The 16,672-nt window shown below is 65.0% G+C and carries 12 protein-coding genes; 8 read left to right on the forward strand and 4 right to left on the reverse strand.

What is annotated here, in order from left to right; genetic code table 11:
- Nucleotides 1–21 precede the first annotated feature (21 nt).
- From mutL to F0A16_RS20095, 8 genes are all read left to right on the forward strand, one after another.
- A complete protein-coding gene (mutL, locus tag F0A16_RS20060; protein WP_149437588.1) occupies nt 22–2,004 on the forward strand; it encodes a DNA mismatch repair endonuclease MutL in 1,983 nt (660 codons plus the stop codon).
- Between the two features lie 31 nt (nt 2,005–2,035).
- Complete coding sequence (gene miaA, locus F0A16_RS20065) at nt 2,036–2,989, forward strand: tRNA (adenosine(37)-N6)-dimethylallyltransferase MiaA (RefSeq protein ID WP_149437590.1); 954 nt, start codon at nt 2,036–2,038, stop codon at nt 2,987–2,989.
- 127 nt (nt 2,990–3,116) lie between these two features.
- Nucleotides 3,117–3,368 carry an RNA chaperone Hfq gene (hfq, locus tag F0A16_RS20070; RefSeq protein ID WP_110600638.1) on the forward strand — a complete coding sequence of 84 codons (252 nt, stop codon included), beginning with the start codon at nt 3,117–3,119 and terminating at the stop codon, nt 3,366–3,368.
- Nucleotides 3,369–3,382: 14 nt separating this feature from the next.
- On the forward strand, nt 3,383–4,705 hold the full coding sequence (gene hflX, locus F0A16_RS20075) for a ribosome rescue GTPase HflX (RefSeq protein ID WP_149437592.1): 1,323 nt from the start codon (nt 3,383–3,385) through the stop codon (nt 4,703–4,705).
- A 193-nt stretch (nt 4,706–4,898) separates the two neighbouring features.
- Nucleotides 4,899–6,128, forward strand: a complete 1,230-nt coding sequence (gene hflK / locus F0A16_RS20080; protein WP_149437594.1) for an FtsH protease activity modulator HflK — start codon at nt 4,899–4,901, stop codon at nt 6,126–6,128.
- On the forward strand, nt 6,128–7,093 hold the full coding sequence (hflC, locus tag F0A16_RS20085; RefSeq protein ID WP_149437596.1) for a protease modulator HflC: 966 nt from the start codon (nt 6,128–6,130) through the stop codon (nt 7,091–7,093). Before hflK ends, hflC begins: the two co-directional genes overlap by 1 nt.
- A 279-nt stretch (nt 7,094–7,372) precedes the next feature.
- Nucleotides 7,373–8,554, forward strand: a complete 1,182-nt coding sequence (locus tag F0A16_RS20090; RefSeq protein ID WP_149437598.1) for an ATP phosphoribosyltransferase regulatory subunit — start codon at nt 7,373–7,375, stop codon at nt 8,552–8,554.
- Nucleotides 8,555–8,642: 88 nt separating this feature from the next.
- Complete coding sequence (locus F0A16_RS20095) at nt 8,643–9,935, forward strand: adenylosuccinate synthase (RefSeq protein ID WP_149437601.1); 1,293 nt, start codon at nt 8,643–8,645, stop codon at nt 9,933–9,935.
- Between the two features lie 114 nt (nt 9,936–10,049).
- On the opposite strand, the gene F0A16_RS20100 is transcribed toward F0A16_RS20095, so the two are convergent.
- From F0A16_RS20100 to F0A16_RS20115, 4 genes are all read right to left on the reverse strand, one after another.
- Nucleotides 10,050–12,803 carry a tetratricopeptide repeat protein gene (locus F0A16_RS20100; protein ID WP_149437603.1) on the reverse strand — a complete coding sequence of 918 codons (2,754 nt, stop codon included), beginning with the start codon at nt 12,801–12,803 and terminating at the stop codon, nt 10,050–10,052.
- Nucleotides 12,804–12,907: 104 nt separating this feature from the next.
- Nucleotides 12,908–14,200 carry an alginate lyase family protein gene (locus F0A16_RS20105; protein ID WP_149437605.1) on the reverse strand — a complete coding sequence of 431 codons (1,293 nt, stop codon included), beginning with the start codon at nt 14,198–14,200 and terminating at the stop codon, nt 12,908–12,910.
- Nucleotides 14,201–14,228: 28 nt separating this feature from the next.
- Nucleotides 14,229–15,131: a polysaccharide lyase gene (locus F0A16_RS20110; protein WP_149437607.1), complete on the reverse strand. Its 903-nt coding sequence runs from the start codon at nt 15,129–15,131 to the stop codon at nt 14,229–14,231.
- Nucleotides 15,132–15,213: 82 nt separating this feature from the next.
- A complete protein-coding gene (locus F0A16_RS20115) occupies nt 15,214–16,665 on the reverse strand; it encodes a PilZ domain-containing protein (protein WP_149437609.1) in 1,452 nt (483 codons plus the stop codon).
- Between the last annotated feature and the right edge of the window lie 7 nt (nt 16,666–16,672).

Raw genomic sequence — 16,672 nt, forward strand, 5'->3', positions numbered from 1 at the left:
AACAGCAGCAGGAGACTGTCGGTGAGCGAGTCATCACGCATCCGCATACTCGATCCCAGACTGGCCAACCAGATCGCCGCGGGGGAGGTCGTCGAACGTCCGGCGTCGGTGGTCAAGGAGATCGTCGAGAACGCCATCGATGCCGGCAGCCAGCGTATCGAGGTCGAACTCGAGGCGGGCGGTTCCCGGCTGATTCGGGTGCGCGACGATGGCATCGGCATCGGCGAGGGGGACCTGCCGCTGGCGCTGTCCCGGCATGCGACGAGCAAGATCGCCTCGCTCGACGATCTCGAGGATGTCTCCAGTCTGGGGTTCCGCGGCGAGGCGCTGGCGTCGATCAGCTCAGTCTCGCGGCTGGAGCTGATTTCCAACGCCGCCGACGACCCCTCCGGCGGCTGGCGCGTGGTGGCCGAGGGGCGCCAGATGGAGCCCCGGGTCACGCCCGCACCGCATCCGCGGGGCACCTCGGTACTGGTGCGCGACCTGTTCTTCAATACGCCCGCGCGACGCAAGTTCCTGCGCACCGAGAAGACCGAGTTCGGTCACGTCGAGGAGGCGTTCCGCCGCCTGGCCCTGTCCCGTTTCGATATTGCCTGGGTGTTGCGGCACAACCAAAAGGTCGTGCATCAGTTGCCTGGCGTGGCATCGGATCAGGCCGGGCGCGAGCGCCGAATCGGTACCTTGTTGAGCCGGCGCTTCCTGGACGAGGCGCTGCATGTCGATCTGGAAGCCACGGGGCTGCGGTTATGGGGCTGGGTGGGGCAGCCGACCCACTCGCGCGCCCAGGCCGACCAGCAGTACTTCTTCGTCAACGGACGCATTGTCCGCGACCGCCTGGTCGCCCATGCCATTCGCCAGGCCTATCGCGACGTGATGTTTCACGGCCGGCATCCGGTATTCGTGCTCTACCTGGAACTCGATCCGCGGGTGGTGGACGTCAATGTCCACCCGACCAAGCATGAGGTGCGCTTCCGCGACGGTCGTCTGGTCCACGATTTTCTGTTCTCGAGCCTGCACCGCGCGCTGGCATCGGTGAAGCCCAACGACGCCATGGCGGAAGGCGGCCAGGAGGGCGCGGACGAGTCGGCCGGCGGGGGAGCGACCGCATCGGTCTCGCCACGGCAGGGCAGTCAGGCATACCCTCTGGAGGGAGATGATTCTCCGAGCTGGCAGCAACAGCGGATGACGCTGGCCGGGCAGCATTCGCTGGGCGGGCAAGCCGGGCAGAGCCGGCCCGGTACACAGCGCATTCGCGAATTCATGGCCGGTTATCACGCGCTGCACCCGGATCATGAGTCGACGCTTCTGATGCCGCGGGAAGGAGGCGCTGGCGCGCCTGGAGGCGAGGCGGCCAGCGTCGCCCAGGGGGAGCGCCCCCCGGTAGCTGTGACCACCTTGCCGGCTATGGACGACACCCAGGCACCACCGCTGGGATATGCGGTGGCGCAGCTGCATGGCGTGTACATCCTGTCGCAGACCGAGCGCGGCATGGTGATCGTCGACATGCATGCCGCCCACGAACGCATCGTCTACGAGCGCATGAAGCAGCAGATTCATTCGGGCGCACTCGATGCCCAGCCGCTGCTGGTGCCGGTCTCCATGGCGGTCAGTGCGGGTGAGGCCGAAGTGGCGGATCAGGAGCGCGAGGCATTTGCCCGGCTGGGGGTCGTGCTCGACGCCGCCGGCCCGGAGACACTGCTGATCCGTCAGGTTCCGGCGCTGCTGGCCGACGCCGACATCGAACCGCTGGTGCGGGATATGCTCGGTGATCTCGAGAAGTTTGGCCGTTCCGATCGTCTCGAGACCCGCATCAACGAGTTGCTCAGCACCATGGCCTGCCACGGCAGCGTGCGCGCCAACCGCCTGCTGACGTTGCCGGAGATGAACGCGCTGCTGCGGGACATGGAGCGAACCGAGCGCAGCGGGCAGTGCAATCACGGCCGTCCCACCTGGACCGAGATGTCGATGGCACAGCTCGATAAGCTGTTTCTCCGGGGGCAGTGACCGCGTGGACGCCGCCAGTTCCGATTTTTCTGTGCCAGCGCGTTCGCGTGAGGATGACCGACCGCTGGCGATTCTGTTGCTCGGTCCCACCGCCGCGGGCAAGACGGACAGCGCCATCGCACTGCACGAACGGCTGGGGGCCGAACTGATCAGCGTCGATTCCGCCATGGTCTACCGGGGCATGGACATCGGCACGGCCAAGCCGTCGTCGGCCGAGCTGGCCCGGGCGCCGCATCGTCTGATCGACATTCGCGACCCGTCAGAGATCTATACCGCCGCCGATTTCCGCCGCGACGCGCTGGCCGAGATGGAGAAAATCAGCGCCTGCGGCAAAATGCCGCTGCTGGTGGGTGGGACGATGATGTACGCCAAGCGTCTCATCGACGGGGTCGCGACCATGCCGGAAGCCGATCCGGCACTGCGCGAGCAGCTGCGCCAGCGCGGCGAGCGCGAAGGGTACGAGGCCCTGCACGCGGAGCTCGCCCAGGTGGACCCGCAGGCCGCCGAGGCGATTCACCCGCGCAACCGGCAACGCCTGATCCGGGCGCTGGAAGTGTTCCGGCTGAGTGGGGTGACGCTCTCCGAGCACTGGCGGCGCCAGCAGCGTGAAAACTTTCCCTGGCGGCTGTTGTCCATAGCTCTCGCGCCTGCCGAGCGTAGCGTGCTGCACGAACGCATCGCTTGGCGTTTCGATGCCATGCTGGCTGGTGGATTTGTCTCGGAAGTGGCTACATTGAAACAGCGAGGCGATCTTCACGCGGATCTGCCATCGATGCGCAGCGTCGGCTACAGGCAGGCTTGGGAGCATCTCGAAGGTGCCTACGATCTCGACGCGCTGCGTGAGCGTGGCGTCGCTGCCACGCGTCAACTGGCCAAGCGTCAGCTGACCTGGTTGCGGCGCTGGCCCGATCTGCACTGGGTCGACAGCTGCGGATCGAACGTGGACGAGCGGATTGCGAAAATCGTGCGTGAGCACGGCAGTTAGCGTAAAATGGCGGGCTTCGTCGAGACCTATACTCGCGGCAAGCGATGCCGCCGGTGTGATGCCGAGTCAGAACGAATCGCCGCCCAACTAAAACAGCACTACTCATAACAGTATTAGGGAGAGCAACATGTCCAAAGGACAGTCCCTTCAGGATCCGTACCTGAACATTCTGCGCAAGGAGCGCATCCCGGTTTCCATTTTTCTGGTGAACGGCATCAAGCTGCAGGGACAGATCGAGTCGTTCGATCAGTTCGTCATCCTGCTGCGCAACACCGTCAGTCAGATGGTCTACAAGCATGCCATTTCGACGGTCGTGCCGTCCCGTAACGTCCGGTTGCCGCCGCAGGATCCCAACGCAGCGCCCGGACTCGATAGCTAATCGAGAGGTTGTGATTGTTTTTCGAACGTCCCGACGCCGGCGAAACGGCGATTCTGGTCCATGTGGACTTTCAGGACGAGCAGGAGCGCGAAGATCCGGGTGAACTCCTGGAACTGGTGCGCTCCGCCGGGGCGGAGTCGGCTACCCTGATTCAGGGCAGTCGACGCCGCCCCGATCCTCGTTCCTTCATCGGCAGTGGCAAACTCGACGAGGTCAAGGCCGCGCTCGAGGCCCATCATGCCGAACTGGTCATTTTCAATCATGCCCTGTCTCCCTCCCAGGAGCGTAACCTCGAGCGTGCGCTCAAGTGTCGCGTGCTCGACAGAACGGGTCTGATCCTCGATATCTTCGCGCAACGCGCGCGAACCCATGAAGGCAAGCTCCAGGTCGAACTGGCCCAGCTCGAATACATGTCCACGCGACTGGTGAGAGGCTGGACGCACCTCGAGCGCCAGAAAGGCGGTATCGGTCTGCGTGGCCCGGGTGAAACCCAGCTGGAGACCGACCGCCGCCTGCTGCGTGGACGGATCAAGTCGATCCACCGGCGGCTGGAAAAGGTGCGCAAGCAGCGCGACCAGAACCGTCGGGCCAGGGCGCGGGCGGAGGTCCCCAGCGTATCGTTGGTGGGTTACACCAACGCTGGCAAATCGACCCTGTTCAATGCGATCACGGCGTCCGAGGTGTATGCCGCCGATCAGCTGTTCGCGACTCTCGACCCGACCCTGCGGCGGCTCGACGTGCCGGACGTCGGCGATGTGGTGCTGGCGGATACGGTGGGGTTCATTCGACACCTGCCCCACAAGCTGGTCGAGGCGTTCCAGGCCACGCTGCAGGAGGCCACCGAGGCCAGCCTGATCGTGCATGTGATCGACGCCGCCGACCCCGACCGCGAACTCAATGTCGCCCAGGTCGACAGCGTGCTGGCGGAGATCGACGCCGACGAAGTGCCCCGACTGCTGGTGATGAACAAGATCGACCTGTTGGGGACATCGCCGCGCATCGAGCGCGACGAGCATGGATTCCCTCAAGTCGTCTGGCTCTCCGCACGCGATGGCGAGGGGCTCGAGCTGCTGCGCGAGGCACTCGGCGAGTGGCTGGCCGAGGATATCCTGGATATCCGCTTGACGCTGACACCCGAGCAGGGTCGACTACGAGCGGCTCTGCACGAATTGCAGGCCGTGCAAGACGAAGCGTTCGACGAGCACGGTCGTTCGAATCTGGAGATTCGCTTGCCCCGGCGGGAGTTTATGCAGATGATGGCTCGCTTGGGTGAACACGCCGACGATTACTTGCCCACCTCGGAGAAAACACCGGTTGCCGATTGGGAACGGGTTTGAGGTGAGAAAAACGACGCAGGGAGCTTCGTGGTCCGAGAGTCGGACCCGAATGATGCAGGGTAACGAGGGTTCGATGTCAATTCGAACAAGCCCTTTGCACGCGAGTGCAACGCCACGGCGGCTCACGCTCCCGATGCCATGCGTAATGCTTTGGCCTGACGCAACGCTTTGACTGCATCATTGGAGACTAGGTATGGCTTGGAATGAGCCTGGTGGTGGCAATAACCAGCAGGACCCCTGGGGCGGCGGAGGGGGCCGACGCCCGAGTGGTAATGGTGGCAACAACGGTGGTGGCAATCAGGGGCCGCCAGACCTCGACGAAGCACTGAAGAAATTTCAGGACAAGATCAATCGGCTTCTGGGGGGGCGCGGCAAGCGTTCCGGTTCCGGCGGCGGGGAGGGATCCGGCGGTGGTGGCAAGCGCAACCCGTTCGTGCTGCCGATCCTGGTATTGATCGTCGCGGTCGTGATCTGGGCCGGTTCGGGTTTCCACCTGATCGACCAGTCCGAGCGCGGCGTGGTGTTCCGCCTCGGCAAGTACACCGACACCCTGAATCCTGGCCTGCACTGGAATCCGCCGATCATCGACCGGGTGGACAACGTCAACGTGACCAGCATTCGTTCCGCCACGCAGACGGACTCGATGCTCACCAGCGATGAAAATATCGTTCGCGTCAGCGTGTCGACCCAGTATGTGGTGAGTGATGCGCATGCCTTCCTGGTCAACGTCAACGAGCCGGAAATGACGCTGCAGAACGCGATGGACTCCGCCCTGCGCCAGGAAGTGGGCAACATGCATCTGCAGGAGATTCTGACCACTGGCCGTGATCGGCTGGGGCAGCGTATCTTTGATCGTCTGACGGCCTACATGGACGCCTACGGAACCGGCCTGCGCCTGCAGACGGTCAACGTCGAGTCGACCGCGCCGCCGGATCAGGTCCAGAACGCCTTCGACGACGTCATCCGTGCCCGCGAGGAGCGCCAGCGCTCGATCAACCAGGCCAATGCCTACAGCCAGGCCGTCGTGCTCGAGGCCAAGGGACAGAAACAGCGTCTGGTCGAGGAGGCCAATGGCTATAAGGCGGCAGTCGTGTCGGACGCCACGGGCCAGACCAATCGCTTCAACTCGTTGCTGGGCGAATATCGCCAGGCCCCGGACGTGACGCGGCAACGTCTCTATCTGGAAACCATCAGCCAGGTGCTGAGCAACACGCCGAAGGCGCTCGTCGATCTGGGTGACAGCAATGCCGTGACGGTACTGCCGCTCAACCAGATGCAGGCGGGTGGCAACACCAGTGGCAAAAGCGATTCCTCGTCGATGAGCATGCAACAGCTCGAACAGATATCACGTCAGGTAGTCGATCACATGAACAGTGGCTCGCAGCAGCCGACGCGTAGTACCAGCCTGCGGGAGGGTCGCTAATGTTTAATAACCGCGCCCTGATTGGCGTCATCGTCCTGGCGTTGCTGGCATGGTTCGCCAGCGCCAGCTTCTACGTCGTCAACGAGACCGAACGTGGCATCAAGCTGCGTTTTGGTGAAGTGATCGAAAACGATATCGGACCAGGTCTGCATTTCAAACTACCGGTATTCAACACGGTACGCATCTTCGATGTGCGCGTGCAGACGGTCGACTCCAGCGCGACCCGATACCTGACCGCGGACTCCAAGGCGGTCATTGTCGACTCCTTCGTGAAGTGGAAAATAGCCGATCCGCAGCAGTTCTATGAAGCGACGCGAGGCAATATCCAGGTCGCCGAGAACCTGATTGCGCCTCGAACCGATGAAGCCTTGCGTAACAAGTTCGGTCAGACCGAAATGTCCTCCATCATTCAGGAGCGAATCGCTGCCGAAAGTAAGGACAAAGGGCTGCCGGGCAAGAACAAGGGGCCTGACACCGTCGAGGGCGCTCGGGAAGAGCTCATGGTCGAGCCGGTGCAACAGCTCGATCAGGCGATGCGCGACGAGCTTGGTGTCCATATTCTCGACATTCGCGTCAAGCGCATCGAGCTTCCTCCCGAGGTGACCCAGGCCGTCTACGAGCGGATGAACTCGGAGCGCGAGCAGGCAGCACGGACCTATCGTGCGGAGGGCTCTCAGCAGGCGGAGGCGATTCGTGCCGATGCCGATCGTCAGCGTCAGGAAATTCTGGCCAACGGGCGCCAGGAAGCGGAGACCACCCGGGGTGAAGGCGATGCCCAGGCGGCGAAGATCTATGCCAGCGCCTACCAGCAGGCACCGGATTTCTTCTCCTTCTACCGCTCGATGCAGGCCTATCGCGACAGCTTCAGCGGCGAAGGGAAGGACTTGCTGGTGTTGAGTCCCGACAACAGCGACTTCTTCCGTTATCTGAAAAATCCGACCCCTGACGGGACCTCGGCGCCGTGAGTCGCGACAGCCGCGAATAGTGCGGAAAACGGACGTCCGCGGGATTTTTCCGCGGGCGTTTCGTGGTAATATCGCCTAGCCGGGTTTCGCCCGGCTTTTTTGTGCGGGCTGTATCCGTGCCATCACGCTCGGCTACGACGAGTCAGGCGAGTCTGGGATGCGCCGCGTGGCCACGCCTCATGGTGCTTCGGCCGCGACTATCACGGGGTGGGCAAGGGAGTGCGCAAGCTCGCCTTGGCACCCGATCACCACCGAACCACCGCTTGGCAGGACAAGCTCATGACGATCGCTGACCGCTGGTTGCTTCCCGACGGCATGGATGAAATATTGCCGCCGCAGGCAACCCGGATGGAGGAGTTGCGTCGGACGCTGCTCGACCTGTACGACCGCTGGGGCTACGACCTCGTCATGCCACCGCCGGTCGAGTTTCTCGACTCGCTGTTGACGGGCACCGGCACCGATCTGGATCTGCAGACGTTCAAGCTGACCGATCAGTTGACCGGCAGGATGATGGGGGCCAGTGCCGATGTCACGCCGCAGGTGGCACGCATGGATGCCCACTCGTTGAAGCGCCAGGGGCCGGTTCGACTCTGTTACTGCACGACCGTGTTGCGCGCTCAGGCGGACAAGCACCAGGGTGGCCGTAGTCCGATGCAGGTCGGCGTCGAGCTATTCGGGCATGCCGGCCTCGACGCCGATGTGGAAGTGCTGAGGCTGGCGCTCTCCAGCCTCGCGGCGGCGGGCGCGCGGGAGACGCACCTGGCGCTGAGCCACATCGCGATCTATCGCGAGCTGGTGCGCGGCATTGGCTGGAGCGAAGACATCGAGCGGGCGCTTTTCGATGCCATCGAGCGCAAGGCGTACGTCGTCATCGACGAACTGGTGGCCGCGAATGTCGCCGATCCCAAGCTGGCGCGCATGCTCAGCGAGCTGCCGAGACTGCATGGCGGCGCGGAGATTCTCGAGCACGCCAGACTGGCACTGGCCGATGCGCCGGAAGCCGTGCGTGAAGCGCTCGACCAGTTGGTGCGGTTGCATCGCGGTGTGGTGGCCGAGCACCCTGAGGTATCTTTCTACTTCGATCTGGCCGAGCTTCGTGGCTATCAGTATCACACCGGGATGGTGTTTGCCGCCTATGTGCCGGGATACGGTCAGGCTCTGAGCAAGGGTGGACGTTACGACGATACCGGGAAGGCGTTCGGTCGAGCCCGTCCCGCTACCGGTTTTTCCATGGATCTCAAACAGTTGGCGACCCTGGCCGAGCGCGAGCCGCCAACCAATGGCATCTGGGCGCCGAACCGCGAGGATGCGGCGTTGAATGACACCATCAATCGTCTGAGGGCACGGGGAGAGCGCGTGATCCAGGCACTGCCCGACCAGCGGACCGGTCCGGGTGCACACCGATGCAATCGCCATTTGGTGCTCCAGGACGGAGAGTGGCGTACCGAGCCGCTGGATTGACCGATGACGGCGAGACGCCGACATGGTGACAGCGAATGGATCGCGACGAACGACGGGATCGCGACGGGTTGATCAAGAGACGAGAGCAATGGGCAAGAACGTAGTCGTATTGGGTACTCAGTGGGGCGATGAGGGCAAGGGCAAGGTCGTCGACCTGCTGACCGAGTCTGCCAGTGCCGTGGTGCGGTTTCAGGGCGGGCACAACGCCGGCCACACGCTGGTGATCGATGGTCAGAAAACGGTTCTGCACCTGATCCCCTCCGGTGTGTTGCGCGACGACAAGATCTGCGTGATCGGCAACGGTGTGGTGCTGTCGCCGGAAGCGCTGATCGAGGAGATCAAGGAACTGGAGGCCAAGGACGTGCCGGTGCGCGAGCGTCTGCGGCTCTCGCCTGCCTGCCCGTTGATCCTGCCGTACCACGTCCGCCTCGACCAGGCGCGCGAAAAGGCCCGCGGGATCGCCAAGATCGGCACCACCGGTCGCGGCATCGGCCCGGCGTACGAGGACAAGGTCGCGCGACGTGGCCTTCGTCTCGGCGACATGCTGCATCGTGAGCGTTTTGCCTCCAAGCTGGGCGAGGTGCTCGACTACCATAACTTCGTGCTCACCCGGTATCACGGTGAGCCGGCGGTCGACTTCCAGGAAGTGCTGGATCAGGCAATGGCCTTTGCCGAAGAGCTGCGGCCGATGGTCTGCGATACGGTTTCGTTGGTGCATGACATCCGCAAGTCCGGCGAGAACATTCTGTTCGAAGGCGCCCAGGGCTCGCTGCTGGACATCGATCACGGTACCTACCCGTACGTCACCAGCTCCAACACGACCGCCGGCGGTACCGCGACCGGCTCTGGCGTGGGGCCGCTCTATCTCGACTACGTGCTGGGCATCACCAAGGCCTATACGACCCGGGTGGGGTCCGGCCCGTTTCCCACCGAGCTGTTCGACGAGTTCGGCCGGCATCTGGCGGAGAAGGGCCACGAGTTCGGCGCCACCACCGGGCGGGCACGCCGCTGCGGCTGGTTCGACGCCGTGGCGCTGCGCCATGCGGTGCAGATCAACTCGGTATCGGGTATCTGCCTGACCAAGCTCGACGTCCTCGACGGTCTCGAGAACATTCGGGTCTGTGTCGGCTATCGCAGCAAGGATGGCGAGACCATCGACAATCCCGTCGACTCCGAGGGGTACGAGGTGATCGAGCCGCTCTATCACGATCTGCCGGGCTGGAACGAGTCGACCATCGGCGCGCGCAGCGTCGATGATCTGCCGGTGAATGCGCGGGCGTATATCGCTTTTCTCGAGAAGGAGGTGGGGACCCCGATCGATATCATCTCCACCGGCCCCGACCGCAACGAGACGATCGTGCTGCGCAATCCATTCGACTGATTGCCCGCGCTGCGTGCTGCACCCAACGACGAGACCCGCTGCCTGGCAGCGGGTCTCGTCGTTGGGTGGGGTGGGTCGGGGTGGTGTCGATGCCGGACCGGCACATCGCGCGCCCTAGGAGGGCTTGCCTGCAGCGTCGGCGATAGCCGGATCCTCGAGCAGATCCTGCAGCGTCCTGATGGCGGTTTCGCTGTCGCTCTCCATCACCCCGTCGAGCCAGATCATCGCCTGTTGCTGGTTGACGAACTCCACGCCTCGCGCCTGGAGGTAGGCCTGAGCCAGCGACACGCGGGCGGACCGATGCCCCTGCCGTGCGGCCTCGACCAGCAGTTTGGCGCCCTTGTGTGGATCGCGCGGCAGCACGTCGCCACTGAGATAGGCTCGGCCAAGGGCCGCTTCGGCGCCGGCATGGCTGCTTTCGGCGGCGGCGGTCAGCAGGCGTTCGCCGCGATTCACGTCCTGGGCGATGCCACCTTGCCCCTCCAGATAGGCCGTACCGAGTGAAGCCTGAGCGGAGGCGTTGCCGTTGTCGACCGCGCGAGAAAGCCACTCGACGGCCCGCGTCGGGTCCTGATCGACGCCTTTGCCCTCGAGATAGGCCTGTCCCAGCAGACGCTGGGCATTGTCGTCGCCGCGCTGTGCCGCTCGCTCCAGGTAGCGCACGCCTTTGGCGGGGTCGGCGGCGACACCGGTGCCGTTGAGGTAGGCTTCGCCCAGCGTCACGCCGGCGGAGCCGTGGCCGGCATTGGCGGCCCGAGCCAACAGCCTGACGCCGCGCTGCGGATCGGCCGCTACGCCGTCGCCGCGCAGCAGCAGCTCGCCGAGATCCGCCTCGGCCCCCACGTGGCCGGCGGCGACCGCGCGTTCGAAGTAGCCGGCGGCGCGCGCCTTGTCGACCCCGACGCCCAGTCCGTCGGCATACAGACGACCGAGCGAGGCGGTGGCACCGGGATGGCCTTCCTCGGCGGCGCGTGACAGCCATTTCCTGGCGCTGGCGTAATCGACTCGCACGCCCCGTCCACCGAGATAGGCCCGGCCCAGGTCCGCCATGGCCGGCACTTGCCCCATCCGCGCCGCACGGATCAGGTCGTCGATATTGCCCTGCTCACCGCTGGCACGATAGGTGCGCGCCAGTGCCTGCTGGGCGGAAGGGTGGCCGGCGCGAGCGGCGCGCTGGAGCCAGCGTTCCGCGTGATCGAGGTCGGGCGGAACGCCGACCCCGTCGCGATAGGCCCTGCCGAGTACGACCATCGCGTAGGCATCGCCCTGGTTGGCGGCTTGCTTGAGCAGCTTGACGCCTTGCCGGGCATTGCCGGATAGCTTGCCCTCGAGCATGCCCCGGCCGAGCCGGGTCTTGGCGGTGGTGTCGTCGGGGTCCTGCTCGATGGCTCGGCCCAGCCACTGCCGAGCCTTGGCAGGATTGTGCTGAAGTCCTTTCCCGTCCAGGTAGGCGATCCCCAGGGTGCGTGCGGCACCGCCCTGGTTCTGGTCGGCCGCCTCGGTCAGTAGCGAGACGCCGCGCACCGGATCGGCCGGTATGCCCTCGCCTTGGAGATAGGCTTGGCCTAGGCGCGCCGTGGCGTAGGGGTGGCCCAGTTCGTGGGCGCGTTCGAGATAGTCGACGCCCTGTCCCGGTTGGGCCTGGACCTTGTCGCCGTCGAGATAGGCGCTGCCCAGCAGCGCCAGCGCATAGGCGTCGTCCTGCTGCGCCGCCCGTGTCAGCAATCGAATGCCGTGTTGGGGGTTCTCCGCCAGCACATCGCCCGTCAGGTAGGCCTGGCCCAGGGTGCGGGCGGCATCGGGCTGGCCGCGGCCGACGGCGTCCGCAAGCCACTTTTCGGCCAGCTCCGGGTCGGGTTCGACCCGACCCTCGCCGAGGTAGGCTTGCCCCAGCCAGTAGGCGGCATCCTCATTGCCGGACTCCGCGGCACGTCGGAGCATCTCGAGCCCGCTGGCGGGATCCCGCTGCGTCACCAGCAGGTGACCGGCGGCCGCCAGCGCCTGGGGATCGCCGCTGTCGGCGGCCCGGCTCAGCCACTGCCGCTGGCGTGTCGGTTGGGGAAGCAGGCCGTCCTCGGCATAGAGACGCGACAGCGCCAGCATCGCGCCGACATCGTCGCTCTCGGCACGGGGCGTCATCGCCTGGGCGTAGCGTTCGGCGTAGGCGCGGGCCTGGCCCGGATCATTGCCGAAAGCGCCGCCGGGCGAGTAGTTCTCGGCCAGCGTCTGGAGGGCGCGGGGCTCGTTCTGCGCCGCTGCCTTCTCTAGCTGCGCGCGGGCGGCGTCGATGTCCTTCGGCACCCCCTCGCCGGAGAGCTGCATCTCGGCGAGTTCGATGCGCGCGCCGGGGTTGCCGTCGTGATCCACGGCCTGCTGAAACAGGTTCCACGCCAGTGCCGGGTCGCGCTTGACGCCGTCGCCGGTGCGATAGAGTCGACCCAGCTTCAACGAGGCATTGTCGAGGCCGCTGAACGCGTAGGGAACCGCCCGGCGATAGTATTGGGCGGCGAGGGAGGGATCGGGAGGAACGCCCTCGCCGTCGTCATAGATTCTGGCCAGTTCGTAGCTGGCCTCGGGATGCGTCCGCGCCATTGGCTCGAGCAGTTCGATGGCCTCGAGGCTCTGTCCCTGGGTTTCGAGGCTGCGGATGTACTCCACCCGATTCCAGTCGGTGGAGGGCATCGATTCGATGTAGCGGTGCGCGAACAGCTCGCGGTCCTGGGCTGCGATCGGTTGGGTCTGGGCGGGTTGCTGGCTCGCGCAAGCGGTCAGCAGCACCACCGATGCCAGTCCCAGCATGAAGCGGCTGCCGGAGAAGCGCCGCGTCTTGGAAAGGAAATGCATGGCGTCGGGCGTCGGTATCGTCATGTGCTTGTCTCCTTCTGGTCCGGCCTTCGTCCCTGAAGCGGGCCAGGAATGGTCATGGGTCGAGTCCGGAGCTCGAATACGGATGTCGGGGATTGACGGCGGCGTCAGGTGTCGGGCTCGAAGGCGGCGAGTTCCGTTCTTTCGGGTTCCGGCAGTGCGCGGGGCTGGGCCTGCGGGTCCATGAAATAGAAGGTGACGTAGCCGCCGGCACTGCGGTTGTCGACGGGCCGCTTCTGGCTGACGTAGTGGGCGACTCGGTCGTCATCGCGATGACTGAGATAGATCTCCATCCAGGCGAGATACTGCTCGTCGTCGAGGAATCCGTAGTACTGGGCGTGGGTCGCCAGATCCCCTAGCGCCGCCGGATCGTCGAACGTGTCCAGGGCAAACTGGACCGCGTCGTCGAGGGTGTGGCCGCGGTACTCGAAGTCGAACAGGTCGTAACCCTGGCGGTAGGCCACCTGCATGATGTTGACCAGATAGAGCAGGGCGTAATTCTGGTAGTGGCTGGCGCGGCGGCCGCGAGCCATCTCGTGGGGCAGGGCGCCACGGGGCGTCAGGTCGTTGAGTGCCGAGTAGATCGCGCTGATGCCGAACTGGAACAGCTCATCGTCGTCCGTCAGCACGCCGATCATGCTGGCGTAGAGCGCCCGGCGGTAGAAGTGGTTGTTGCAGCAGCTCGGCTCCCCGCCTTTGATGGCGGAGTGCTTGTGGGCCAGCGCGTTGAGCCAGTGATTGATACGCTCGATCGCCTCCTGGTGCTTGTCCGCGACGACCGGACGCACGATCGAATAGGCCATCGCCGCGGCAAACATCATCGACTCCGTCGAGTACCAGCCCTGGGGCTCGAGACGGTCATAGTGGAACTGGCTCAAGGCGTCGTGAGTCGCCCACTTGTCCAGAAACCGGACCAGGCAGTCGGCGTAGTAGTCGTCGCCGGAGGCCACGTAGGCCCCGGCCAGGTTGGAGACGGTGTCCTCGAAATCGAACAGCGGCTCGGAGGCCAACTCCCACGCCTTGGGCTGCGGGTAGTAGCCGGGAATCCGGATCACGCTGTCCAGCGTCGGCTTGGAGAGTTCCTGACGACAGCTGGGACCGTGCATCAATTGATCCCGGTTGTACTGCAGCAGATCGTTATCGGTGTGCTTCAGCAGCGCCATTCGGGCCTGAACGTCGAAATAGGAGGCATCCGGATCGGTGACCGTGTATTTCGACAGATCCAGCTTCTGACGCTCGGCGTAGCTCATCGTCCGACTCGCCTGGCCTGCCTGGGCGGGTTTGTCTGGCGTCGCTTCGGCCGCTTGCGTCGACGGCGGCAGACCGATAGCCGTCAGACCCAGCAGCAGGACGAAGCCGTGGCGCAGACCGAAGCGGCCTGCGATTGAGATCCGGTTCATGGAAGTCGACTCCCTGTAGAAGGATCGATCACGCCTTGGGGGTCATCAGCGTGAAGTCGGCAAAATCGACGGTCTGGTTCCTTGGCGTGCGCCAATCGCTGCCATGGCCGCCGAAGAAGGTCGAGAACATCAGCCCGTCGATGTGCACGTCATCCGTGGTGCGATAGACGATGCCTTGCTGCTCGAGTGTCGGTTGGCCATCGATCCAGACACGTGCAACACCGTTCTGGCGATCGGGGTCGTTCAGCACGATCTCCTGTTCCACGGTGACCCACTGGCCTGGCGTGAAGTGCCACAGGCCGCGGCCCACCGATTCGCCGTAGTCGGCGTCCTTGTTGACGATGTATTCGTAGAGTTCGCCCTGACCCTGCTTGCGCCACATGAAGCGCATCGAGAAGCCGTTCTTGCCGGTGACCTCGTCGCCGCCGGTGGGGCCGTCGCCCCCGTAAAGCCCCGGCAGCTTGCCGCCCTTGACGAAAGCGAAGCCGGTTGGGAAGCGAACCCGATAGCGCAGGCAGGCCCGGTCGGCCTGGCGCAGCGCGGGGACTGGCATCACGAAACCGGCGCCGCCCTCTTCGGCATCGCTGGGCGAGGAGGTGCCGGCGGGGTAGTGGACGCGCAGGGCGGATGAGTCCAGCCCGCTGTCGGCGCGATCCAGGACCTGCAGGTTCTGCTCGCCCCAGCGACGCTGGCCACCCAGGCCGTCCGCGACCCACGTTTTCGGGTCGGCCTTGGCCCCTGCATCCAGGGCCAGGGTCCGTACCGGTGCGTAACGCGATGAACAGGCACCGACCTGCGGTTTGGCGAGCGCATCGTCGCTGGCCGCCAGGGCGGGCAGCGAGGTCAGCGTCAGCGCGCCGGCGGTCAGAATGGCTGCGCTCAACGGGGTCGTCAGACGGCGTTGGAGGTCTTCGAGTCTGGACAGAATCATGTTCGTCTCCTTGGGCGATGGGTGCCTTGCGATAGGTATCGCGTCGGATCGGTGGCGGTGGCATGACCGATTTGCCATGCGATCAGTTCATCGCGCTCTTCAGGCCCTGGGTCATGCCGTCGGCGGCGCGTCCCCAGAGCGACTGCACTCCCTGGAACATCGCCCGGCCGGCCTGATAGCTCCATTCGGCGGCGGTATCGAGCATCGGCGCCTCGGTGAAGCGCACGTCGACCGGCGTACCGACCGCACTGGCCGGTAGCGGCGCCTCCGGCACCAGCAGCACGCTGGCCACGTTCTGCTGCTGCCGGACCCAGTCCGGAAAACCGGCGCGAGGTTGGCGCTCGACGTCGAGCGCCACGCTGCGCACGCGAGCGGGAATGGGCTCCGACGCGTTGGGCAGGGCGATGTAGGCCTGCTGGTGATTCTCGATATCGCCGATGTCGTCCATGTGCACCAGCGCCTCGACCATGACGTCGTTGTCGTGGGTGCTGACCAGGGTCATGACGCGGTCGCCCTCGTTGACGTAGGTGCCACCGGCGGCGCTCAGCGCCCAGGCGACCTCACAGTCACACGGGCTGTAGATGGTGTTGGCCGAGACCCGCGCCTTGTAGGCGTCGATGCGCGAGCTTTCGTAGTCGCGTGCGGTCTCGAACTGTTCGACACGGGTCCTGGCGATTGCCGGTGGCAGGGTTTCGTAGCCCAGCTCGCCGCCCGACGGATTGGACGAGGTGGCGACGCTGACCTTGCTGTTGCCGGCGTTATCGAGACTCTGCTGCAGGTTTTCGATCAGTCGCTCGTTGTAGTCGAACGAGGCCTGGGAGAGCAGCAGATCGTTCTGCAGTTCGGCGTTGTCGACGTCGATCAACGGCTGATCACGCTCGACCCTGTCGCCGGCCTTGAGATCGAGATCCTTCAACTGGCCGGCACCGGGCGCCAGAATGTCCGTGCGCGGCGCGGTCACCGCAGCGAAACTGGGCTCGATCAGAAAGACGTTGCGATAGACCGTGGCGGCGACGGTGACCATCAGGACGCCCGCCGCGACCAGCAGTGCCAGATAGCGGAACATGGGAACGCGGCGCTTCGGCTTGGTGGCCGGCGTCGCCACGTTGCCCTGTCGTTTGCGGGGCGTCTGGGAATCCTGCTGATCGACCAGGCCGTCGAGGCTGACGTGGCGTCCGCTCATCTGGGCGCGAATCACCCGACGCAGGATGTCGCGCTGGCGGGGTTCCATCTGCGTGAACTCGAAGGCGATGCACTGTCGACGACCCTCGCCCATCTCGCGCCGCGGACGCGCCATGGCGGGAAGCGCGAATTCGATGCCGCTGGCGGCCAGCATCAGCGCGACGGGAATCTCGCGGTCGCGCTCGAAATGCATCGAGGTCTCGGCGGAAAAGCCTCCCAGCGAGAGGTCATGACCCTTGACCACATGACCATCGCCCAGACGTACGTGAAAGGGCATGGCGACCCGCACGTGGCGGCGTTCGTCGCGGCGCTCGTGGCGCAACTGATCCGGATCCTGGTGGTGATCTGTCATGCATGAG

Origin of the sequence: Salinicola corii, assembly GCF_008298015.1 — a bacterium.
Taxonomy (GTDB): domain Bacteria; phylum Pseudomonadota; class Gammaproteobacteria; order Pseudomonadales; family Halomonadaceae; genus Salinicola; species Salinicola corii.